General features: G+C 56.0%; 19 protein-coding genes and 1 pseudogene. 10 read left to right on the forward strand and 10 right to left on the reverse strand.

What is annotated here, in order from left to right; translation table 11 throughout:
* Positions 1-2: 2 nt before the first annotated feature.
* Both AACY19_RS11040 and AACY19_RS11045 read right to left on the reverse strand, forming a co-directional pair.
* On the reverse strand, positions 3-962 hold the full coding sequence (locus tag AACY19_RS11040) for an AAA family ATPase (protein WP_007913915.1): 960 nt from the start codon (positions 960-962) through the stop codon (positions 3-5).
* 220 nt (positions 963-1,182) lie between these two features.
* The gene (locus AACY19_RS11045; RefSeq protein WP_339450269.1) at positions 1,183-1,536 is read right to left on the reverse strand and encodes a hypothetical protein; all 354 of its coding nucleotides are present in this window, start codon (positions 1,534-1,536) and stop codon (positions 1,183-1,185) included.
* Positions 1,537-2,040: 504 nt separating this feature from the next.
* On the opposite strand from AACY19_RS11045, the gene AACY19_RS11050 reads away from it, so the two are divergent.
* Positions 2,041-6,936, forward strand: a complete 4,896-nt coding sequence (locus tag AACY19_RS11050) for an NAD-glutamate dehydrogenase (protein WP_339450270.1) — start codon at positions 2,041-2,043, stop codon at positions 6,934-6,936.
* 703 nt (positions 6,937-7,639) lie between these two features.
* Here AACY19_RS11050 and AACY19_RS11055 read toward each other — a convergent pair.
* From AACY19_RS11055 to AACY19_RS11065, 3 genes and pseudogenes are all read right to left on the reverse strand, one after another.
* The gene (locus AACY19_RS11055) at positions 7,640-7,933 is read right to left on the reverse strand and encodes a putative quinol monooxygenase (RefSeq protein ID WP_339450271.1); all 294 of its coding nucleotides are present in this window, start codon (positions 7,931-7,933) and stop codon (positions 7,640-7,642) included.
* 123 nt (positions 7,934-8,056) lie between these two features.
* Positions 8,057-8,232: pseudogene (locus tag AACY19_RS11060) on the reverse strand (PLP-dependent aminotransferase family protein); the annotation flags it as partial.
* A 314-nt stretch (positions 8,233-8,546) separates the two neighbouring features.
* Positions 8,547-8,861 carry a hypothetical protein gene (locus AACY19_RS11065; protein WP_339450272.1) on the reverse strand — a complete coding sequence of 105 codons (315 nt, stop codon included), beginning with the start codon at positions 8,859-8,861 and terminating at the stop codon, positions 8,547-8,549.
* A 207-nt stretch (positions 8,862-9,068) separates the two neighbouring features.
* Between AACY19_RS11065 and AACY19_RS11070 the strand changes: the two genes are divergently transcribed.
* Genes AACY19_RS11070 through AACY19_RS11080 form a run of 3 tightly spaced genes read left to right on the forward strand, consistent with a single transcriptional unit; the run spans position 9,069 to position 11,254 of the window.
* The gene (locus AACY19_RS11070; protein ID WP_339450390.1) at positions 9,069-9,734 is read left to right on the forward strand and encodes an STN domain-containing protein; all 666 of its coding nucleotides are present in this window, start codon (positions 9,069-9,071) and stop codon (positions 9,732-9,734) included.
* A complete protein-coding gene (locus tag AACY19_RS11075; protein WP_027613107.1) occupies positions 9,731-10,282 on the forward strand; it encodes an RNA polymerase sigma factor in 552 nt (183 codons plus the stop codon). Before AACY19_RS11070 ends, AACY19_RS11075 begins: the two co-directional genes overlap by 4 nt.
* Before the next feature lie 33 nt (positions 10,283-10,315).
* Positions 10,316-11,254 carry a FecR family protein gene (locus AACY19_RS11080; protein WP_339450273.1) on the forward strand — a complete coding sequence of 313 codons (939 nt, stop codon included), beginning with the start codon at positions 10,316-10,318 and terminating at the stop codon, positions 11,252-11,254.
* Between the two features lie 224 nt (positions 11,255-11,478).
* On the opposite strand, the gene AACY19_RS11085 is transcribed toward AACY19_RS11080, so the two are convergent.
* Both AACY19_RS11085 and gspH read right to left on the reverse strand, forming a co-directional pair.
* Positions 11,479-12,090 carry a prepilin-type N-terminal cleavage/methylation domain-containing protein gene (locus AACY19_RS11085; RefSeq protein WP_339450274.1) on the reverse strand — a complete coding sequence of 204 codons (612 nt, stop codon included), beginning with the start codon at positions 12,088-12,090 and terminating at the stop codon, positions 11,479-11,481.
* Positions 12,087-12,533, reverse strand: coding sequence for a type II secretion system minor pseudopilin GspH (gspH, locus tag AACY19_RS11090; protein WP_339450275.1), 447 nt, complete (start codon positions 12,531-12,533; stop codon positions 12,087-12,089). Before gspH ends, AACY19_RS11085 begins: the two co-directional genes overlap by 4 nt.
* A 118-nt stretch (positions 12,534-12,651) precedes the next feature.
* Here gspH and AACY19_RS11095 point away from each other — a divergent pair, with 118 nt between their 5' ends.
* A complete protein-coding gene (locus AACY19_RS11095) occupies positions 12,652-13,083 on the forward strand; it encodes a type II secretion system protein N (RefSeq protein WP_339450276.1) in 432 nt (143 codons plus the stop codon).
* Positions 13,084-13,608: 525 nt separating this feature from the next.
* Here AACY19_RS11095 and AACY19_RS11100 read toward each other — a convergent pair.
* Together AACY19_RS11100 and AACY19_RS11105 are read right to left on the reverse strand one after the other, a co-directional pair.
* Positions 13,609-15,036, reverse strand: a complete 1,428-nt coding sequence (locus tag AACY19_RS11100; RefSeq protein WP_339450277.1) for a hypothetical protein — start codon at positions 15,034-15,036, stop codon at positions 13,609-13,611.
* A gap of 50 nt (positions 15,037-15,086) precedes the next feature.
* A complete protein-coding gene (locus AACY19_RS11105) occupies positions 15,087-17,417 on the reverse strand; it encodes a P-loop ATPase, Sll1717 family (protein ID WP_100848437.1) in 2,331 nt (776 codons plus the stop codon).
* Positions 17,418-18,134: 717 nt separating this feature from the next.
* Here AACY19_RS11105 and AACY19_RS11110 point away from each other — a divergent pair.
* The 4 genes from AACY19_RS11110 to AACY19_RS11125 all read left to right on the forward strand — a co-directional run bounded on the left by AACY19_RS11110 (position 18,135) and on the right by AACY19_RS11125 (position 20,420).
* Positions 18,135-18,494, forward strand: a complete 360-nt coding sequence (locus AACY19_RS11110; protein WP_339450278.1) for a DUF6124 family protein — start codon at positions 18,135-18,137, stop codon at positions 18,492-18,494.
* A gap of 309 nt (positions 18,495-18,803) precedes the next feature.
* A complete protein-coding gene (locus AACY19_RS11115) occupies positions 18,804-19,187 on the forward strand; it encodes a hypothetical protein (protein ID WP_339450279.1) in 384 nt (127 codons plus the stop codon).
* Positions 19,188-19,272: 85 nt separating this feature from the next.
* Complete coding sequence (locus AACY19_RS11120; protein ID WP_339450280.1) at positions 19,273-19,659, forward strand: hypothetical protein; 387 nt, start codon at positions 19,273-19,275, stop codon at positions 19,657-19,659.
* 401 nt (positions 19,660-20,060) lie between these two features.
* Positions 20,061-20,420, forward strand: coding sequence for a DUF6124 family protein (locus AACY19_RS11125; protein ID WP_339450281.1), 360 nt, complete (start codon positions 20,061-20,063; stop codon positions 20,418-20,420).
* 321 nt (positions 20,421-20,741) lie between these two features.
* Here AACY19_RS11125 and gspI read toward each other — a convergent pair whose 3' ends face one another.
* Positions 20,742-21,128 (reverse strand): type II secretion system minor pseudopilin GspI, encoded by a 387-nt coding sequence (gene gspI / locus AACY19_RS11130; protein WP_339450282.1) that lies wholly within the window; start codon positions 21,126-21,128, stop codon positions 20,742-20,744.
* A 147-nt stretch (positions 21,129-21,275) separates the two neighbouring features.
* Here gspI and gspG point away from each other — a divergent pair, with 147 nt between their 5' ends.
* Positions 21,276-21,734 (forward strand): type II secretion system major pseudopilin GspG, encoded by a 459-nt coding sequence (gene gspG, locus AACY19_RS11135; RefSeq protein ID WP_445262298.1) that lies wholly within the window; start codon positions 21,276-21,278, stop codon positions 21,732-21,734.
* Positions 21,735-21,738: the final 4 nt, after the last annotated feature.

Genomic DNA, 21,738 nt, shown 5'->3' on the forward strand with positions numbered 1-21,738 from the left:
GGTCAAGCGACGGCTACGACGTCGAGAATCCGCTGCACCACCCGATCCTGATCGATGCCGGCGGCCTCGGCTTCAAACGACAAAATGATGCGGTGACGCAACACGTCGAACAGCACGGCCTGAATGTCTTCCGGGCTGACGAAGTCGCGACCGGCCAGCCAAGCGTGGGCGCGGGCGCAGCGGTCGAGGGCAATCGAGCCACGCGGGCTGGCGCCATAAGCGATCCACTCGGCCATTTCCGGGTCGAACTTGGCCGGGTTGCGCGTGGCCATGACCAGTTGCACCAGGTATTCCTCCACGGCGTCGGCCATGTACAGACCAAGGATTTCCTTGCGTGCAGCGAAAATCGCCTGTTGGCTGACGCGGCGCTCGGGTTTGGTTTCGCCGTTCAACGCCTCGCCACGGGCCTGCTGGAGGATGCGCCGCTCGACGGCGGCATCGGGAAAGCCGATTTTCACGTGCATCAGGAAGCGGTCGAGCTGCGCTTCGGGCAGCGGGTAGGTGCCTTCCTGTTCGATAGGGTTCTGCGTGGCCATCACCAGAAACAGCGGCGACAGCTCATAAGTGCTGCGCCCGACACTGACCTGACGCTCGGCCATCGCTTCGAGCAGCGCCGATTGCACCTTGGCCGGCGCGCGGTTGATTTCGTCGGCCAGCACCAGGTTATGGAAGATCGGCCCCTGCTGGAACACGAAACTGCCGGTTTCCGGGCGGTAGATCTCGGTGCCGGTGATGTCGGCCGGCAGCAGGTCAGGGGTGAACTGGATGCGATGGAACTGGGCTTCGATGCCCTCGGCGAGTTCTTTGATCGCTTTGGTCTTGGCCAGGCCCGGAGCGCCTTCGACCAGCATGTGGCCGTCGGCAAGCAAGGCGATGAGCAACCGCTCGATGAGTTTTTCCTGGCCGAGAATCTGCGTTGAAAGAAAGGTTCGCAGCGCCAGCAGCGCTTCACGATGTTCCATCGGTGACTGTTCCTGGAAAGGGGTGGCCACAGGCGTTCGGATAACGCCGGGGCTGGGGGCGTTACTTTAATCCATCGCGGGGGGTGGCGACTAACGGCATTTTGCGCAAAGTGCGGGAAATGACCGGGGGAATTGTTGGATTTTTGTAGCCGGGGAGTATTGAGGTGGCAGTTCTGGCCTCATCGCTGGCTTGCCAGCGATGAGGCCAGTCCAGGCGGCATCAAACCTCGTTGATGAAGGTCCCCGTCCCATCAAGGATATTCGTCAGGGTTTCGACCACCTCATCCAGATCCACCATGTCCGGGTTGAAGCTGATCTCCAGCACATCATCCCCATTCAGCGCATCGGCATCCGCCGCCGCGATCTCGATCTTCAACAGGTTCGAACCCAGGGTGACCTTGACGCCGTCGAGGGTCGAAGGCTCGCCGTCCAGGGTGATTTCCAGCTCGTCTTCGTCCGGGTAGCGGCTCATCAGGAACATGTCGCCCTTGTCGCTGTGGCAGCAGAGCATGGCCATGTTGTCTTCTTCGTCGTCGCACGGGTTGACGATCAGTAGGGCGGTGGTCATTTGCATGGGGAATTCCTGCCTCGGCGGGCGTGTTGGTCGCTAATGGGCGCGATTCTGCCAGTCCTCGGGAATTTCTGCATGTGAGAGTGTCAGAGGATGTGTCGTGAACGCGACATGGATCAATGGTCATTTCTGGCACGCAGGTACCGTAAAAACGGGCATTCAGACCGGCATTTTCCGCCAAGACTGCTAGTGTTTACCGGTGCCAAAGCCTTGGTTTACGTGCCAATGACCGAATATGTCGCAGCACCGCAAGCAGACACATTGTCGCACCCTTTAAGCTGCGCAACGGATGAGCACCCGTAAAGGCATTTCCGGCAGCGCCGGCAGTCGTTTTTGCAGATGCTCATTCTATGGAAGGTGAATGTGACCTGAGTGTCCCGTCCAGCTTCACCCACCTGTCACCCTGTTTCCTCTGCCCGAGAATCAGGAACAGGGCGACACAGGCCCCGAAAGGGGTGTTGCACGCGACGCTTTCCATCAATAACAAGCTTAAGCGGAGTACCACAGATGGCGTTCTTCACCGCAGCCAGCAAAGCCGACTTCCAGCACCAACTGCAAGCGGCACTGGCGCAGCACATCAGTGAACAGGCACTGCCACAAGTGGCGCTGTTCGCTGAACAATTCTTCGGCATCATTTCCCTGGACGAGCTGACTCAACGTCGCCTCTCCGACCTCGCTGGCTGTACTCTTTCCGCGTGGCGCCTGCTTGAGCGCTTCGATCACACGCAACCGCAAGTGCGCGTCTACAACCCCGATTACGAGCGTCATGGCTGGCAGTCGACCCACACCGCGGTCGAAGTCCTGCACCACGACCTGCCATTTCTGGTCGATTCGGTCCGCACCGAGCTGAACCGTCGCGGCTACAGCATCCACACCCTGCAAACCACCGTGCTCAGCGTGCGTCGGGGCAGCAAGGGCGAGTTGCTGGAAATCCTGCCAAAAGGCAGCACTGGCGAAGGCGTTCTGCACGAATCGCTGATGTACCTGGAAATCGACCGCTGCGCCAACGCGGCCGAACTGAATGTGCTGAGCAAAGAGCTGGAACAGGTTCTCGGTGAAGTCCGCGTCGCGGTTGCCGATTTCGAGCCGATGAAAGCCAAGGTGCAGGACATCCTCACCCGGCTCGACAACAGCGCGTTTGCCATCGATGCCGATGAAAAGAACGAAATCAAAAGCTTCCTGGAATGGCTGGTGGGCAACCACTTCACCTTCCTCGGCTACGAAGAGTTCGTGGTTACCGATCAGGCCGACGGCGGCCACATCGAATACGACCAGAACTCCTTCCTCGGCCTGACCAAACTGCTGCGCACCGGCCTGAGCTACGAAGACCTGCGCATCGAAGACTACGCGGTGAAGTACCTGCGCGAACCGACCCTGCTGTCGTTCGCCAAGGCTGCGCACCCGAGCCGTGTCCACCGTCCGGCGTACCCGGACTACGTGTCGATCCGTGAAATCGACGCCGACGGCAAAGTCATCAAGGAACACCGTTTCATGGGCCTGTACACCTCGTCGGTGTATGGCGAGAGCGTGCGGGTCATCCCGTTCATCCGCCGCAAGGTCGAGGAAATCGAGCGTCGCTCCGGCTTCCAGTCCAAGGCTCACCTGGGCAAGGAGCTGGCGCAGGTCCTCGAAGTATTGCCGCGTGATGACCTGTTCCAGACCCCGGTCGACGAACTGTTCACCACCGTGATGTCGATTGTGCAGATCCAGGAGCGCAACAAGATCCGCGTGTTCCTGCGCAAAGACCCGTATGGTCGCTTCTGCTACTGCCTGGCCTACGTGCCGCGCGACATCTACTCCACCGAAGTTCGCCAGAAGATCCAGCACGTGCTGATGGAACGCCTGAAGGCGTCCGACTGCGAATTCTGGACGTTCTTCTCCGAATCGGTACTGGCCCGCGTACAGTTGATTCTGCGCGTTGACCCGAAAAACCGTCTCGACATCGACCCGGTGCTGCTGGAAAAAGAAGTCGTACAAGCGTGCCGCAGCTGGCAGGACGACTACGCCGCACTGACCGTCGAAAGCTTCGGCGAAGCCCACGGCACCAACGTGCTGGCCGACTTCCCTAAAGGCTTCCCGGCGGGCTACCGCGAGCGTTTCGCTGCGCATTCGGCCGTGGTCGACATGCAGCACCTGCTGAGCCTCAACGAAAAAAATCCGCTGGTGATGAGCTTCTATCAGCCGCTGGGCCAGGTCTCCGGTCAGCGCGAGCTGCATTGCAAGCTGTACCACGCCGACACGCCGCTGGCGTTGTCCGACGTCCTGCCGATTCTGGAAAACCTCGGCCTGCGCGTGCTGGGTGAATTCCCGTACCGCCTGCGTCACACCAATGGCCGCGAGTTCTGGATTCACGATTTTGCGTTCACCGCCGCTGAAGGTCTGGACCTCGACATCCAGCAACTCAACGACACCCTGCAGGACGCTTTCGTCCACATCGTCCGTGGCGAAGCCGAGAACGATGCGTTCAACCGTCTGGTGCTGACCGCCGGCCTGCCATGGCGCGACGTTGCGCTGCTGCGTGCTTACGCGCGTTACCTGAAGCAGATTCGCCTGGGCTTCGACCTCGGTTACATCGCCAGCACCCTGAACAACCACACCGACATCGCTCGCGAGCTGACCCGGTTGTTCAAGACCCGCTTCTATCTGGCGCGCAAACTCAGCGACGAAGATCTGGAAGACAAGCAACAGCGTCTGGAACAAGCGATTCTGACCGCACTGGACGACGTCCAGGTGCTCAACGAAGACCGCATCCTGCGTCGTTATCTCGACCTGATCAAAGCCACGCTGCGTACCAACTTCTATCAGACTGACGCCAACGGCCAGAACAAGTCGTACTTCAGCTTCAAGTTCAACCCGCACGCGATTCCTGAACTGCCGAAGCCAGTGCCGAAGTTCGAAATCTTCGTCTACTCGCCACGCGTTGAAGGCGTACACCTGCGCTTCGGTAACGTCGCCCGTGGTGGTCTGCGCTGGTCCGACCGTGAAGAAGACTTCCGCACCGAAGTCCTCGGCCTGGTAAAAGCCCAGCAAGTGAAGAACTCGGTCATCGTGCCGGTGGGCGCGAAGGGCGGCTTCCTGCCGCGTCGCCTGCCACTGGGCGGCAGCCGTGACGAGATCGCGGCGGAAGGCATCGCCTGCTACCGCATCTTCATTTCCGGTCTGCTGGACATCACCGACAACCTGAAAGACGGCGCGCTGGTACCGCCAGCCAACGTCGTGCGTCATGACGACGATGACCCGTACCTGGTAGTGGCCGCGGACAAGGGCACTGCGACCTTCTCCGACATCGCCAACGGCATCGCCATCGACTATGGCTTCTGGCTGGGTGACGCGTTTGCGTCCGGTGGTTCGGCCGGTTACGACCACAAGAAAATGGGCATTACCGCCAAAGGCGCGTGGGTTGGCGTACAGCGCCACTTCCGCGAGCGCGGCATCAATGTTCAGGAAGACAGCATCACCGTAGTGGGCGTCGGCGACATGGCCGGTGACGTGTTCGGTAACGGCTTGTTGATGTCCGACAAGCTGCAACTGGTCGCGGCCTTCAACCACATGCACATCTTCATCGACCCGAACCCGAACCCGGCCACCAGCTTCGTCGAGCGTCAGCGCATGTTCGACCTGCCGCGTTCGGCCTGGACCGACTACGACACCAGCATCATGTCCGAAGGCGGCGGCATCTTCTCGCGCAGCGCGAAGAGCATCGCCATCTCGCCACAGATGAAAGAACGCTTCGACATCAAGGCTGACAAGCTGACCCCGACCGAACTGCTGAACGCCTTGCTCAAGGCGCCGGTGGATCTGCTGTGGAACGGCGGTATCGGCACTTACGTCAAGGCCAGCACCGAGAGCCACGCCGACGTCGGCGACAAGGCCAACGATGCACTGCGCGTCAACGGCAACGAACTGCGCTGCAAAGTCGTGGGCGAGGGCGGTAACCTCGGCATGACCCAGCTGGGTCGTGTGGAATTCGGTCTCAATGGCGGCGGTTCCAACACCGACTTCATCGACAACGCCGGTGGCGTGGACTGCTCCGACCACGAAGTGAACATCAAGATCCTGCTGAACGAAGTGGTTCAGGCCGGTGACATGACCGACAAGCAACGCAACCAGTTGCTGGCGAGCATGACCGACGAAGTCGGCAATCTGGTGCTGGGCAACAACTACAAGCAGACTCAGGCCTTGTCCCTGGCGGCGCGTCGTGCCTACGAGCGCATCGCCGAGTACAAGCGTCTGATGGGCGATCTGGAAGGCCGTGGCAAGCTGGACCGTGCCATCGAGTTCCTGCCGACCGAAGAGCAACTGGCCGAGCGTATTGCCGAGGGCCACGGCCTGACCCGTCCTGAGCTGTCGGTGCTGATCTCTTACAGCAAAATCGACCTCAAAGAGCAGCTGCTGGGCTCTCTGGTGCCGGACGACGACTACCTGACCCGCGACATGGAAACGGCGTTCCCGCCGAGCCTGGTCAGCAAGTTCTCCGAAGCCATGCGTCGTCACCGTCTGAAGCGCGAGATCGTCAGCACCCAGATCGCCAACGACCTGGTCAACCACATGGGCATCACCTTCGTTCAACGACTCAAAGAGTCGACCGGCATGAGCCCGGCGAACGTGGCCGGTGCCTATGTGATCGTGCGCGACATCTTCCACCTCCCGCACTGGTTCCGTCAGATCGAAGCGCTGGACTACCAGGTTTCCGCTGATGTGCAGCTGGAGCTGATGGACGAGCTGATGCGTCTGGGTCGCCGTGCCACGCGCTGGTTCCTGCGTGCCCGCCGCAACGAGCAGAACGCTGCCCGTGACGTCGCGCACTTCGGTCCGCACCTGAAAGAGCTGGGTCTGAAACTCGACGAACTGCTGAGCGGCGAAATCCGTGAAAACTGGCAGGCGCGTTATCAGGCTTACGTCGAAGCCGGTGTGCCGGAATTGCTGGCGCGCATGGTCGCGGGCACCTCGCACCTGTACACCCTGCTGCCGATCATCGAAGCCTCCGACGTGACTGGCCAGAACCCTGCCGAAGTGGCGAAAGCTTACTTCGCCGTGGGCAGTGCGCTGGACATCACCTGGTACCTGCAACAGATCAGCGCGCTGCCGGTTGAAAACAACTGGCAAGCCCTGGCCCGTGAAGCGTTCCGCGACGATGTCGACTGGCAGCAACGTGCGATCACCATCTCCGTCCTGCAACAGGGCGACGGCACTCAGGACGTGGAAGCACGTCTGGCGCTGTGGATGGAACAGCACGAAAGCATGATCTCGCGCTGGCGCGCCATGCTGGTGGAAATCCGCGCCGCGAGCGGCACGGACTACGCCATGTATGCGGTGGCCAACCGTGAGCTGCTTGACCTGGCGTTGAGCGGGCAAGCGGTCGTGCCTGCGGTAGCTGCGAATGCCGAGCTTGAATTGGCGTAAGTAGTGGCTGAATGAAAAAGCCCCGGTGTCGTGAGATGCCGGGGCTTTTTTGTACCTGAGGGATTTGTGCTGGTGGGTCTGGCCTCTTCGCGAGCAAGCCCGCTCCCACATTTGAAATACATTCCCCCTGTTGGAGCGGGCTTGCTCGCGAAGGGGGCCTCACATTCAATACAACTTCTGACCCAGTCCACGGCCATGTCCGGTTTTGAACTGGCGACATAGGCGTCGTGGTTTCATGGTGTTTCTCCCGTGAAACAACATCAGTCGGAAAGTGTGAATGGTCGTCGTTGACGACTGTGAATTCAGACTAAACCCGCCAAGCTGACAATTTGCTGTCTTGTTTGGCATTGCATAGTTTTGTTTGCTGTAACCCGATTCGCTTAATTACGCCGGGAAATAAAACAGCGATTCGCGCCGGTTTATTTATGGCTGCTCGAACATCCATCAGTTTTTCAGCGGGATCAACACTTGCTCATCCGGGGCCAGCACCAGCGAGGGCTGAGGCGAGCAAGGGCAGGGTTTTCATGGCGGGTTACCTGTGATGATCGGATGTGACCAATCGGCGAGGTAGGCAGGACGGTTATCGCTGTGGCGGAGTACGCCTTCGCGAGCAAGCCCGCTCCCACAGGTTCTGCGGTTGCTCACCTATTTTGTGAACAACAGATAACCCTGTGGGAGCGAGCCTGCTCGCGAAGACGTCAGATCAGACGATAGGGAAACTGTTGAAGTCGACGCTATTGGCCAACCGGCTATCGATCAGGTCAATAAACCCCTGTGCCTCGGGCCGGTTGAAATGCGCCTGCATCGCCGCTTCCGACTGCCAGCGTGCACTGACCATCCAGCGGTGGCTGTCCTCCGGGCAGCGGTCGACCAGATAGGAATCGCAGCCCGGCGTTTCGCGCAGGGTTTCGACGATCTTCTGCAGTTGCCTGCCCAGTTCCTCCGAGCGGCCGGAGGCAGCCTGCACCTGAACCGTATTGATCACTTCGTTGGACATTGCTCACACTCCTGAATCAGGCCGGACGAATCCTGCTCACTGAGGGATAACGTCTGTGCAGAATAGGCTTGCACCTGCCGATCACCAATAACCAATCGGCAGTTAATCGCCCAGACCAATCATTCAGGCAACGTGTTGCAGAATGTCGCGCAGGCGCTCCAGCGCGATGTCGATGTCGAGCGTCTCGATGGCGCCGAAGCCGAAGTACAGACCGTTTTTCGGGGTTTGCTGGTAATAGAAACCGTTGGTCGCATACAGGCCACTTCAACTTTTTTCGCCAGTTCGAGCACCAGCGGCAGGGTTTTCGAGAAGGTGCCGACGTAGGCGACGAGGCCGCGCTGGTCGAGATTGAACAGCGAATCTGTCTGGAAGGGCGCTTTCGCGAGCAAGCCCGCTCCCACAGGGATCGTGGGGATCTGTCATTCAGTGGTGTACCCACAATTCGATAAATTGGGGCTGTGTTGCGTCGCTGTCGGCGTTTACGGTGAAGTCACTATTCCCCTGTGGGAGCGGGCTTGCTCGCGAAGGCGGTGTGTCAGTCGCCGAAAAGGGTAGGCGGTGACGTTGTTGGCGCAGCGCCATGTGCCGGAAACCAAGCATGACCGGTGGGTTGTCACTGAGGTGGACGTTGCGGTTTCACCGAGGTGCCGAAGGTGTTGCCCATTCGCGTGCTCGTGGCGGACGGAGTCGCGAGGCCGACCTGATTCGGCGGCCGTTTGTTTACCGGTACGTTCATCGCCTCCTGATGCTTTTCCGCCGCCGCCGCGCCATCCGGGTTGTTGCCCATCTGCTGGCTCAAGCAGTCGTAATTCGGCGCCTTGTAGCCGCCGACCGTCACCTCGACACAGCCCAAGGGCTCCTCGGCATAAGCGCTCGAAAGCGCCGTCAACAAAAGCCCGCCCAGGGTGAATCGCCACAGAGTGTTCATGCTCGCCTCCTGGCCGGCCCAAAGGGGCCGCGCTATGGCTTGAGTCTAGTGCAAGCCTTGCGCAATTCCCGTGATGGTTTTTTTGCACCGCCCGTCACACCAGATTCATAAACAGTCATCAGGATGACGGTTTTCAAGGATTCGTCAGCCGTGCAGCGAGGCAGTTCCAGGGACGGTCTTCAGCGTTCAACGAGGCTTGTGCGCCGGATGTGTCTGGGGCTGCTGCTTGGCTGGCTGGCAGACGCGACGACAGCGGCGCCGGCGCCGGCCGACCTGCGCATGACGCTGCACATTCCGGCGCAGGATCTGGCCCGCGCGCTGGACCAGTACAGCCACGCCACTGGTGTCGCGGTGCTGGTCGACAGCCAGCTCAGTCGAGGTCGCCGCTCGCTGGCCGTCGACGGCGAATACACCGCCGCCGACGCCTTGCGTCGTTTGCTCGGTGGCAGTGGCTTGATGGCGCGTTATGCCCGCGACGATGCGTTCACGCTGCAAGTGGCGCAGGTCGAGGACGTGCCATCGTCGACGGAGAAAATACCGCCGCCCAGCGCTGCGGTGAGCCGCAACTATGCCACGGCGGTGCAGGCAGCCATCGAGCGCAACCTGTGCCGTTCGCCGCTGACCCGCCCGGGCAGTTATCGCGCGGTGTTGCAGGTCTGGGTCGGGCGCGATGGCGTGGTGCAGCACAACCGGTTGGTGACATCGACCGGTGATGTACGGCGCGATACCGCGCTGGTGGAAAGTTTTCGCACTCTCAGGATCGACCGGCCGACGCCCAGTGCCTTGCGTCAGCCGGTCACGTTGCTGTTGTTACCGGAGTCGTCAGGGAAACGCATGGAATGCACCAAATGGGAAGGAGTTTCCGGGGGATGAAAGACACCGGACAAGGTTCGATGGTCCAACTGTTCCTGACGTCCTACGAGGACTTTCGGGTGCGCCTGCGCAGGCGTCTCGGTTCGGAAGATCTGGCCAACGACGTGCTGCACGAAACCTACCTGCGGGTCGACCGCATGGAGACGCCGCCGAACCTGCTGCGGCCCAACGCATACCTCTATCGCATGGCCCTGAACATCGCCGCCGACCGCCGCCAGGCCGATGCGCGCCTGCTCACCGGCGAAGAAGTCGAAGAGCTGCTGCAAATCGGCGACGAGGCACTGGACCCGGCGCGGGTGGTGGGCGGGCAAAAGGAAATCCAGTCACTGCTCAGCGCCCTCTACGAACTGCCCGCACGCCGTCGCCGAATCTTCATCGCGGCGCGCCTGGAAGAGGCGCCGCACCTGGAAATCTCGCAGCGCTTCGGCATTTCCACGCGCATGGTCGAGAAGGAAATCAAAGCCGCATTGGGCTTTTGCGCCGCAAAACTGGAAAGAAAAGTGTTTCAGCGGTTCGGTCGCGGGGCCGGAAAACCGTCTTCAGAGTAGTGTCCCGATTAATCCGTTGAGAATCTGCGCGTTTTGAACATCTTTCGACTGACACCCGCCGAGCCCTCGGCGGACAAACGCCTGCAAAACGAAGCCCACGACTGGCTGCTCCTGCTGACATCGGGTCGCGCCACCGTGGCTGATGCCCGCGCCTTGCGCCAATGGTGCGCCCAGAGCGCCGAGCATGCGCAGGCGTTCGAGCAGGCCAAGGTGTTGTGGCACAACCTGCGACCCGCCGCCGAAGCATTGCAGGCTCCGCGTGGGTTTGGTCGTCGTGCCTTTCTGGGCGGGGCGATTGCTGCGTCCGCGGCATTTTTGCTGGTGCGCGCCACCATTCCCGGCGGCTTCGAAGGGCTCGGCGCCGACTACATCACCGAAGTCGGCCAGCAGCGTCGCTTCGAACCGGCGCAGGGGGTGAGCCTGGAGTTGAACACCCAGACGCGGATCAATCAGCGTGCAGTGTCTGACGGTGTGCAGGGTTTTGAACTGGTCAGTGGCGAAGTCGAAGTGCAGACCGCACGGCTGCCGCTGGCGATGCAGGCGGGGGGAGGGTGGTTACGGGCCCGTCAGGCGCGTTTCAACCTGCGCAATACCGATCAGCAAGTCTGCGTGACTTGCCTCGATGGCGCGGTAGAAGTGGATGTTGAGGGTCGCAGCCTGCGCCTGGAGCCCGGGCAGCAGGTGACCTATGACGCGCGGCAAGTCGGCAGTGTGCAGAGTGTCGACACGGCGGCGGTGATGAATTGGCGTCAGCAAGTGCTGGTGTTCAACGGCGCTACGCTGAGCCAGATGATTGATGAGATCAACCGCTATCGGCCGGGGATGTTGTTGCTGCTCAACCGTGAGCTTGGGCAGCGGCGGGTGCAGGCGCGCTTCAGCCTTGATCAGCTCGCCGGGGTTGCACTGCTGATCCGTGATGCCTATGGCGTCAAATGCACCGAGTTGCCGGGTGGCGTCGTCGTTTTGAGCTAGTGGGGTTGATTGGGGACATATCCGTTGCTGCGGTAACGGCGGCTTAGGGTTTGGCTGCGCTCCCACCCCCCGGATGAATCCCGGAACGAAGCCTACCGACGTCGCCCGTGGATCAAGATCAAGAGCGGCAGCCGAGCTAACGCTCATCCTGTTGAGTGGGGCGGCTTTGCCGCTTGGGGTGTACGCAAATTAAAACTGTGGGAGTGAGCCTGCTCCCACAGGGTTTACGGTTGCAGCGGCCCCATCACCTGTCGGTACTTCTCCACCCCCTGCGCCGTCCCCCGACTCAACCGAATCTCCAACCCCAACGGATCTTCCCGCCGATTCCCGCTCAACTGCCGCCAACCCTTGTCCACTTCCCAAACCCGCACCTGCACATCACGGACATCACTCAAAACAGCCACCCCATTGCCAGGCGCCGGCAACGGATACCGACTCCGCGCCTCAGCCACCGCCCGATACAACGTGCCGCCCTTGACCCACCACCGCACGCGCTGCAACGCCCCCGGCTCATCCGCCGCCGTGCGAATGATGTCCAGCCGAAACCCCTTACTGTCGCTACTGCGCACGGTCAGAGCGGGCGGCGCCGTCACCGGCTCATCCTCCACGCCAACCTTCTTCGGCTCGGTCAACTCAATCCCCGCCCGCATCTCCACATCCCGCTGCAACTGATTCAACGCCCGCAACAAACCGTCACTCTGCTCACTGCTCGCCTGCAAATGACTGTCCGCCCGCGTCACACTGTCCAGCCCCCGCCAGGCAATCAGACTCACCACCGCCATCAGCAAAATCGCGACCATCACCTCAATCAGCGTAAACCCTTGCTGGCGCTTCATTGCAGGCTGATCCTTCCACTGCTATCACGCAGCACACTCAAGCGATTCAAGCCATCCGACAACGTCAATTGCAGCGGCGGATTAATCCACTCAGCGTTCAGCACCACCCTCTGTTTCGGCTCCACCCGCACCTCCATCTTCGGACTCTGCCAGGCACGCGGCCGCAACTGCGCGTCCTGCGCGAAATGATCAAACCCCTTGCCACTGTCACTGCGCCGACTAAACCGAAACCCCTTGGCATCACTCACCCACACAATCGGCCGCCCATCGGCGCGCGCCTCCGCCTGCGCCACCTGCAGCAACTGCGCCACACGCTCGGCATCCTTGCGCAGCAACTGCAACGGATCGGGCTTGATACTCAGGCTGATCGCCGCACTGGCGATACCGATGATCACCAGCACCACCATCAACTCGATCAGCGTAAAACCCTGTTGCCTGTTCATCGCGCGCGCTCCTTTGCGTCCTGCGCCATCGTGCACGGCCAACATGTAAGGCGTGTGAAATAAAACGGAGAGAATTGCCGCGTAGGCTGGCAGCAGGGATAAAAAGGAGATTCAACCCATGACCTTCACCGCACGCATTTCCCCACCCCAAATGGTCCAGGCCCTCGCACTGCTCGCCGCCCTGGTCGGCGTGGCGACATGGTCGTCGCTGCTGCTGACCTCCGCCGAATCACACACCCCGGTAGCGGCCCCGCAGTTGCTGGCGGCGCGCAGTGATAGCCCGGCGTTGCAGTGGTTTTCCAATCAAACGGCGCCGGTGGACATCAAGGTGAGCGGAGTGATGGCGGGGAGTCGGGGGGCGGTAGCGATACTGAGTTTGAACGATGGGCCGCCGAGGAGTTTTTTGCAGGGGGAGAAGGTGGGGACTGGGGTGAAGTTGGTGGCGGTGGAGGGGGATGGGGTGGTGATTGAGCAGGGTGGGGAGAGGGTGCGGTTGGGGGTGGAGAGGTTGGGGGAAGGGGTGGTGTTGCCTAGGTTGGTGAGGCCGTGATTTCTAATGTTGAAGGAAGTTGGTTTTTACGGTTTAGACGGATGCCATTACAAGTGCTTCTGAAAAAGAGAAGGAATTAAAAGCAAAAAATATTTGCTCCTTCACGCAAGGGTAGACTGATGTGAATACCCACTATCGGCTAAAAGCGGGCCATTAAAACTATTTTCACCGGAAAGTTGTAGACGGAATGATCGTGCGATCAATGAAGGCGGTCTCTGCGTTTATTAAGAAGAACTCCCCGGAGCAGCGCCGGGTGATACACGCCGACAAGGTGGGTCTATGAGTTCGTTTTGGACTCGCCAATCCAATGTAGCAATTCCCAGAGTTTGATAATTTCTTCTATCATTAGATAGACGGAGCAAAATTCGGTAGTTGGGCAATTGCGGCGAGATGTACCCGTACCCAAGAAGATCATGAAAAGCCCGTGATACCAGCTTTCATTATGTATACGGGCTTTTCAGGTGAATCTAAGCTGAATTTAAATTGTCTGTATAGATGAGAAGGTTGTCTTTTTCTGAATCAGAACTATGGCCACGTTAAGTATCCTGCGGTTAGTTGTTTGAACCGGCTATCAAGTGGAGCTTTGCCATTACCCGGTAGATTGGCAAGGAGAAAGTCAATGCATTCAAGCAATCGCTGATTGACTACACCTGATTTTAGTTTTTCTAAGGCCTTACATGCTTGTTTTCGGCAAATCTCTTCGCTTAACTGGAGCTGTATCTCGTATGAGGTTAAAGCAGCCAGCGCTGATGGAGCCCACGCGTCTCCTAATAAAACAAGGAGTTGGTCGTAGTATCCTGTGCCTCGTGGCGAAACGCCGTTGTTATAGGCTCGGCCATTACCAATACGGCACATGAGAAATACTTTTATCAGTTTTGGGCCAAAGTTCTGCAGTATATCTTGCTGGTTGTGGATATAAGACATGATCTCATCAGCTACAGGGGCTTCATGATGATAATTATCCCAAGCATGATGTTTTTCTAGCAATGTGTCGACCAGACCATCAACTAATATTGCACGCTCTGCGTTGGAACGGAAGGCATTACCGTTGACAACCTGGAAGAACTGAGCCCCGAGATCATATTTATCTTTGTGGAGATTTGTATTGTATCCTTCTAATGTCAGACCAAGGCGATATTTGAAATCATCGTTGCTTGCACGCCAAACAGGTATAGATAAAAGTGAAATATTTTTTCGAACCTGTGGGTCTGTATCATGAGCAACGTATATCCCAAACATTGTTCTCAGAACGTTCCCGCAGTGATGAGAAGCGAGTTCATTGATTTTTGCAGTTATTCCAGCAAGATTGGTGGCGTCTAATGGCTGGGTATAACTGCGTAAGTTTTGAATAAATGCCTGAACCTGTAGTGCGGACTCTGTAGGTCGGTCTTTCAGGACGTCTTTGATGCAGTTTGTAAGCCAAGCTAGTAATTCATAAGCATTGATAGTGTAATTAGTTGGGTGCGAAATACCTATGTCATTCCGCATGTCAAGCATATGTTTTAGTTTCTTGGATGTGGTTTCACTGATTAGTTCAAGTTTACGGCACGTATCAAGCAGTGTTGAATCTTTTACTGAGCGAAGATCCTCCTCTGTTTGATAAAATTCTCTGTTTTTTCCGCCAATGGCTGCGTCGTAGAAAATATCAAGGCCGTAAGCTATAACTTTTTTGTGAAGGTCTAGGACTACTTCGTTCCAGATTGCATTGAGGGAGTAATCGAAAAGACCGAATCCCGCGCCTACTACAAATTTTGAAAGATATCTAGCACCTTGCTTGGCTTCGGGAGGGAGCGATTCAATAAGAGCCGGCAAGCTCTGCCCAATTATCGCTCTGTCTTCAGCAGACGCAATAATATTGTCGTGTGGTAGTCCAATACTTTGCAGTACGTCCACAATCATCTGTGCTTGTGGGTCAACTAACTGCATTTGTGGTTTTTGAATTAGATTGTTCATCGATGATTCCCTTCGTTGACGGATGTGCTAGCTTGGCTTCGAGCAATGATCTAGTGGGTTGGTAAATTAGTTTTTATCATTAATGCTGGCCAGAAGGCTGGGTTTATGACGTAGGATATGTCCGGTTTTTTCTTTATTACTCCATTCATAAGTTGGGCGCTGTAGTTGAAGTTGTAAATGTATTTGGCCTCTCCTTCAATATCTAGACCAATAAAGCCGTACCAAAGCAGTAAATCAAATATTTTTTCAATTAGTGACTCATCTACACCGAAATCTTTCAGGGCTGAGTGAATTTCTGTTTTGCTCAATATCGCGTTACTATCTATAAAGGCATATAAAATATCGTCCACATGGCTTTCTACGTCTCTTATTTCATAGTTTATATCGATAAGTAAGTCGGTTGAGTAAGCCGCCATTCCTTTTATGATGTCGTCACTATCTATTTGCTCATGATTTAAGTTTATCGCGAAGCTTTTACACTGGCTGATGAGATTTAGAAGAAATCTTGGTCTCATTAAAGATCTGTCGATTAGAAACTGGGAACTTTCTTCGCCGTCAAAGTGGCTTACACAAAGCTTCGGCCAAAGGCCTTGAAACTGCTCTTTCCCGGTAAAGTTGTTGGCAACAATCCTTAATCTAATAAGCTCTCTAAGTAAGTCAGGGTCCGTCCAGTCTAGAAGGACTTTTGCTTCTTTGCCGCGATCCGAGGTGCTTTTTACCAAAAGTTCATAGACGTCATTTCGAAGGAAAACGATAGTGTTAACAACAACACTTGATCTGCCGAACTGGCGTTCAATTTTTTTAGTTGCATCAATGAGCGCTCTTACAATTAGCAGGTCTTCTACTTGTAGTCCGGAGGTTGGCCAGCCTTTATCAAGATTGTCAAATAGTAGCCAGCAAACATCTTTGTGTCGCATGTATTCGATGATTTGCTCTGTAAGCTGCTTCACGTCGTGGCAATAGAGGAGTTCAGTAAGCTGTCCTGTTGAAAGTCTAACTTCTGTGGCAGTGCCATGTTTTGACCGATATTCAGTGGTTATCTTTTCCATAAGGATGCTCATCCTTTCTGAAAAATCACCCTCACTATCGTATCCTTCGCTTTTATATAGTTTGGCTAGTTTTTGATATGGGTCGTAAAGATGATGGTTGTGTATATGGGCTTCACGATCTTTTTCTAAGATTTTGTAGCATATCTCCAAAAGTAAGACATACTCCCAGAATGCCATGATAGTGTGTTGAAAAGTACCTTCCTCTAAAAAAGATAAAATTAATTCCTTAAATTTAATTAGCTTGTAGCCGTCAGGCTTCAGATCTAAAACAATATTTCCATTTTTGTTGCGTTCTCTGTCGCGCACTTGTAGGAATATAGCTGATTTTCCAGAGCCTTTTCGTCCGACTACAATGTTGGCTTCACCTCTTAAAGATTTTAAAAAAGGATCCGTTTTCAAATAGTATGATTCCAGCGTCCGCATTTCGTTTTCGGCGGAGGTTGCACCTAGATCTAGGGACTGTAGAAATGTATCGTTTGTAGTTATGTTTAGCTTAACATCTTGTTGAAAGGATTCGGCTACGCGTCCTGCGAAATCCGCTATATAGTCGTTAATGTCATTCGGATGAAAGGTGGTATTTACGAAGTCGCGATAGTCAATTGGAACTGGACCTTCGCCATCCTGCAAGATACAAAGTGCTTTACCCATTCCATCAGCCAAGCCAGCAAGAAAGGCACCACGCATGTTATGGGATTCGGCACCGACAGACCTAAAAGATAATAAGGGTATTACTACTCCATGGGACTGGGATATTTGACTAATCGCGTCGTTCGCAGAAAGCCTTGGTTGTTCATTAGGATCGAATGATCTGAAGAGGTATCTTGCTTTTTTTATGCGGGAAACAATGCGTGTGGCCCAGTCTGTTTTATGTAGTCCCTCAAGCAAATACACTGGGGACTTGTTATTTATTCTGTTGGGTATTGGGATCGGGGTTGAAATAATTGCTGTCTTTATGAACTCGCTTAAGTCTGCTGAATTTTGGTATGTTTTATACCCCAAGGTGTCGAATATTCCAATTTCTCGAATTGAGGGCGTTCCCTCTTTTATGCTTTCATTTCGAGTGATTAGAATCCTTTTTCCTATTCCTATAGCGAATCCTATTTCATAAGTGACATTGAAGTTTAGGACGGAAATATCAGCGACAAAAAGGTCTGCTTGTTTGATGCCAGTTAAAACTTCCCCTGCGATAAATTGACCGACGATATCTAATGCTCGCCAAGACTTTATAGATAGATTGTTGTTTTCGTTCGCGACGAGTATAGCTCGTTCAATAGTTTGACCAATTTCATTAGGTGAAGCTGCATAAGCGAAGAAGCCAGAAAATTTGGCCATAACAAATCCCTGTTTAAAGGTCTTTTTGCTTATAAAGAGCATTTTCGCAATGCTCTACTCCCAATCGTTAGCAACCAGTTATACGATCCAAGCTAGCTGTTTGCCACCACTCTGTCCAGAGCTACGGATTGAACCGATCTTAGGTTGGTGGGAAGGGCGCATCGGCATCATGCCTCGTTAGACTTTTTGAACTGCCGCTTTTAGCTGATACCAGACTCTGATGATGATCTGGCGTTCGGAAAGCCTGCTTCGGTAGGCCTCATGCAATGACCGCCCCGTTTATGGGGGCGTTCGTCCTAGAAATTATTTCGTGGTATGAGGGGACGGATCTGTTGTGAATACATGACAGAATGAGGCCTCGATAAACACCAACGTTTAAAAAGACATCTCCAGACACTCTCTCAGGCTACACATCCTTGCGCCTTTGCCTACAGCTACGCCAGAATCCGCCGGCTTGTGCGCTTTTGGGTCGGATTCTATTGTGGTCCGGTCGCTGACGAATCAGCGATCGGGTTTGGTAGCCCGGCTTAGACTTGGCGCATAGCGTCACCCGATACAGGCCTTTTTGGGGCTGTGTATTAATGGTGGCCATGCGTAGGGCGTCTTCGGGCGCGCCGGTTCTCCAAGTCACCGGTCTACCAACCTTCGTATGGCCACCACCCCTTCGTTTGGTAGCGAAAGATGATGGCTCCTTTTCTATGATTTGGAGATTCACTCATGATCAAACCAACACCCAACCCGCCCGAAACCGCCTCGGTTTCCCCCTACGAATCCATCGATTCCAAAAAACTCCACGAAGCCGCCGACCGCGCGCTCGACCATTACCTCTGTCCACCCGGTTCCACGCCGCCGCCACGTAAAGTCCGTGGGATGTATGCCGTCACGGCGGACAACAAAAACGAAGAACTGTTGGTCGATGCCAGTGAAACACTTGCTTCGGCCCAGACGCTTGCCCAGAACGTCGCCAGTTTGTTGCCTGCGTCGCAGCGTCGGGCGTTGTTGGGGATTGCGCAGTTGATCATGCTCGGGGAGCTGGCGGTGAATCGGGCGTTGGATAATTTGCAATTGCCGGGGTGATGCTCGTATCTGGGGCACCTGTGATTGATCGGGTGTCCGTTCTGGCGCTTTCGCGAGCAAGCCCGCTCCCACAGGTTTTTTATTGGTCATGGATTTGTGGATGACGTTTAAACCTGTGGCGCCGACTACAGGCGCAGCAATGACTGCGCCTGTAGTCGGCGCAATCTGTGTAGGGCTTGGCGTCCCCACGGGCGGTTTGGGAACCCTCGCTTGCGGCGTGGTAGTTGTAGCGGCAGGCTCATATGCTGGCGGGGCGGTAGGAGGGGCCGGTGGTGAGATGTTCGGCGAAGTGATTTACGAGGTGACTAAATGAGTACCGCTGAACTGATAGTCGGAGGATTGTGTGGCGTAGTGATTATCTCGATGATCATCTGGATCGGGATTGCCCTTTACATTGCACATATCAAGATGGACTTGATCCTCGAACATCTGAAAAACAGCTCTGCCGGCACCAGGTTAGCTGCGCTGAAACACGGAGGTGCGTGGGGCAGATTGCTTTTAGTTGGTGGCGCCTCTGGTCTAGTTACATTCACGAATTTCTATATGAAACGCGGCACGCTCAGCGCCGATGATGTCGAGAATTTTCCTTCCTCACTCAAGCAGAGACTTGTGTTGATGCAATGGAGCGCAATAGCGCTGCTTTCTGCGATGGTTGTGCTGGTTGCTTTGGGGAAGTCAGGAATACTCAAGTAACCGGATGAGAGGCCTGTTCAGTCCCGTTTGAACGCTTTGAGGCTCTAAGCGAATGGGCCGTCGAGAGGATCTATTTGGTAGGGAAATGAGTTTGAACGTCGTTGATAAGGTACTTCTGTTCATTGCTATCGCTGATCTGGCAGGGCTTATTCTTTGGATAGGCATCTGTTTGCGCCTCGCCTACACGAAGATGGATGTGATGCTGGAGCACCTGAAGAATTGCTCAGCCGTTACGGCTCGCGCTCCACTTCGGCATGGTGGGCCTTGGGGAAAGCTTCTGCTCGTAGGTGGTATTTCGGGGATTGTGACCTTTCCTGAGTTTTATCTGAAAAGGGGCGAGCTGAGCGCCGAAGATCTAGCCAATTTCCCAGCCCCCCTCAGACGAAAGCTGGTGGTGTTGCAATGGAGCGTCATTTCTCTGTTGTTGGTCATGATCAGTTTTGGGATCGCTGTTAAGTCCGGTTTTGTGTAGTGCTGCTGCACTGCGCGGTTCCCATTGCAGGTACCGCGAGGTCCCGATAAACGCCAACGTTTAAAAAGACATCTCCAGACACTCTCTCAGGCTACATATCCTTGCGCCTTTGCCTACAGCTACGCCAGAATCCGCCGGCTTGTGTGCCTTGGGGGCGGGTTCTATTGTGGTGCGGTCGCTGACGAATCAGCGATCGGGTTTGACCGCCCGCCCAATATCAAGGCGCGCCAGCGTTCTGCACGTGTTCAGGCATTGTCTGAAATCATGTCGCGGTGGCTGTGCGTGGGACACCTTCGGGTGTGCCGGAGTCCTTGATGTCCGGTCGGTCAACCCGCGTACAGCTGCCACCCTGTTTGTTTGACCGCGAACGGTGGCGGCTCCAGTCATCAAGGAGCTTCACCATGATCAAACCAACACCCAACCCGCCCGAATCTATCTGCACGTCCCCCTACGAATCCATCAATTCCAAAAAACTCCACGAAGCCGCCGACCGCGCGCTCGATCATTACCTCTGTCCGCCCGGTTCCACGCCGCCGCCACGTAAAGTCCGTGGGATGTACGCCGTGACGGCGGACAACAAAAACGAAGAACTGTTGGTCGATGCCAGTGAAACACTTGCCTCGGCGCAGACGCTTGCCCAGAACGTCGCTAGTCTGTTGCCTGCGTCGCAGCGTCGGGCGTTGTTGGGGATTGCGCAGTTGATCATGCTCGGGGAGCTGGCGGTGAATCGGGCGTTGGATAATTTGCAATTGCCGGGGTGATGTTGGTGTCGGGATCACCTGATTATTGATCGGGTGGTTGTTCTGGGGAATTCGTGATTAGAAGCGGCCCTCACCCCAGCCCTCTCCCGGAGGGAGAGGGGGCCGACCGAGGTGTTTTGCGGGGTACGTCGACCTGGAAGATTTTGGCGATTATGGTTCGGTGAAGGGCCTTAGCGATTATGGCTTTGGTGAAGGACCTTCGATTTGGTTTTGTGAGCTTGGCCATTTTGGATTCAATGAATGGCTTTCAAGTCGGTGTAGCTCTCGAATATCCCCAAATTGGTCCCCTCTACCTCTGGGCGGTCCGACGTTTCGGGAGGGCTAGGGTGAGGGGCTTTCCGTTCGGGACAGCAAAGTCTCAAGCCTGGCCAGCGGCGGAGCATCCTGGTTGCGGTCGAATACCTGAATGCCAATCTTGAGCAACCGTCCATTTTCGGCTGCGCTGATCACCTGTTCACAGCGCAGCAATAGCCGCCCCTGATCGCACTCCTGCGCCTTCATACCCATCGGCAACCTGCCTTCCAGCCGCAACTCCGCCATCCGACTCTGCGCCGCAATCATCGCCACCGACCGATCCCTTAAAACCCCGCTACTCTGCGTCATCAACCCCGCCACGCGCACAGCCGCCGACATCGCCACGGCAATAATCGCCAGCGCCACCAGCACCTCAATCAACGTGAAACCCGCTTCCCGCGAACGCGCACGCATACATGGCCCAAAACCAAAACCCAGCCCTCGACGCTAACCCGCGTGCTTGAAGGCTTGACGACGAAAACACCCGAGGATTTTCAACATCACTGACATATCTTCTTGCAACACTGCGCGTCGAATCGAATCAAGCCAGGGAATGTCGAGATGGATATCGCACCTTTCAAATCGCTTCAGCAACCGATGCGCACGCTGCGTGGTCAGCAGGGTTTTACCCTGATCGAGATCATGGTGGTCGTGGTGATTCTGGGGATTTTGGCGGCGATGGTGGTGCCCAAGGTGCTCGACCGGCCGGATCAGGCGCGGGCGACGGCGGCGAAGCAGGATATTGGTGGCTTGATGCAGGCGTTGAAGCTGTATCGCCTTGATCACGGCAGTTACCCGAGCATGAACCAGGGCCTGAAGGTGTTGGTGGAGCGGCCGGCGGATGCCAAGAACAGCAATTGGCGCTCGTACCTGGAGCGCTTGCCGAACGATCCGTGGGGTCGTCCTTATCAATACCTCAACCCCGGCGCCAATGGCGAGATCGACATCTTTTCCCTCGGTGCCGACGGTCAGCCTGACGGCGACGGCGTGAATGCCGATATCGGTTCCTGGCAGTTGTAAGGCC

The organism is Pseudomonas sp. EA_5y_Pfl2_R50, from assembly GCF_963970475.1.
GTDB lineage: Bacteria > Pseudomonadota > Gammaproteobacteria > Pseudomonadales > Pseudomonadaceae > Aquipseudomonas.

Bases quoted from the DNA above. Each gene is read 5' to 3' on its own strand.
- gspH (WP_339450275.1), bottom strand. From the start codon at position 12,533: ATGAACAGGCAACAGGGTTTTACGCTGATCGAGTTGATGGTGGTGCTG.
- AACY19_RS11055 (WP_339450271.1), bottom strand. From the start codon at position 7,933: ATGTCCAACGAAGTGATCAATACGGTTCAGGTGCAGGCTGCCTCCGGC.
- AACY19_RS11040 (WP_007913915.1), bottom strand. From the start codon at position 962: ATGGAACATCGTGAAGCGCTGCTGGCGCTGCGAACCTTTCTTTCAACG.
- gspG (WP_445262298.1), top strand. From the start codon at position 21,276: ATGGATATCGCACCTTTCAAATCGCTTCAGCAACCGATGCGCACGCTG.
- AACY19_RS11110 (WP_339450278.1), top strand. From the start codon at position 18,135: ATGATCAAACCAACACCCAACCCGCCCGAAACCGCCTCGGTTTCCCCC.
- gspI (WP_339450282.1), bottom strand. From the start codon at position 21,128: ATGCGTGCGCGTTCGCGGGAAGCGGGTTTCACGTTGATTGAGGTGCTG.
- AACY19_RS11085 (WP_339450274.1), bottom strand. From the start codon at position 12,090: ATGAAGCGCCAGCAAGGGTTTACGCTGATTGAGGTGATGGTCGCGATT.
- AACY19_RS11120 (WP_339450280.1), top strand. From the start codon at position 19,273: ATGAGTTTGAACGTCGTTGATAAGGTACTTCTGTTCATTGCTATCGCT.
- AACY19_RS11095 (WP_339450276.1), top strand. From the start codon at position 12,652: ATGACCTTCACCGCACGCATTTCCCCACCCCAAATGGTCCAGGCCCTC.
- AACY19_RS11100 (WP_339450277.1), bottom strand. From the start codon at position 15,036: ATGAACAATCTAATTCAAAAACCACAAATGCAGTTAGTTGACCCACAA.
- AACY19_RS11070 (WP_339450390.1), top strand. From the start codon at position 9,069: ATGTGTCTGGGGCTGCTGCTTGGCTGGCTGGCAGACGCGACGACAGCG.
- AACY19_RS11125 (WP_339450281.1), top strand. From the start codon at position 20,061: ATGATCAAACCAACACCCAACCCGCCCGAATCTATCTGCACGTCCCCC.
- AACY19_RS11045 (WP_339450269.1), bottom strand. From the start codon at position 1,536: ATGCAAATGACCACCGCCCTACTGATCGTCAACCCGTGCGACGACGAA.
- AACY19_RS11050 (WP_339450270.1), top strand. From the start codon at position 2,041: ATGGCGTTCTTCACCGCAGCCAGCAAAGCCGACTTCCAGCACCAACTG.
- AACY19_RS11105 (WP_100848437.1), bottom strand. From the start codon at position 17,417: ATGGCCAAATTTTCTGGCTTCTTCGCTTATGCAGCTTCACCTAATGAA.
- AACY19_RS11065 (WP_339450272.1), bottom strand. From the start codon at position 8,861: ATGAACACTCTGTGGCGATTCACCCTGGGCGGGCTTTTGTTGACGGCG.
- AACY19_RS11115 (WP_339450279.1), top strand. From the start codon at position 18,804: ATGAGTACCGCTGAACTGATAGTCGGAGGATTGTGTGGCGTAGTGATT.
- AACY19_RS11075 (WP_027613107.1), top strand. From the start codon at position 9,731: ATGAAAGACACCGGACAAGGTTCGATGGTCCAACTGTTCCTGACGTCC.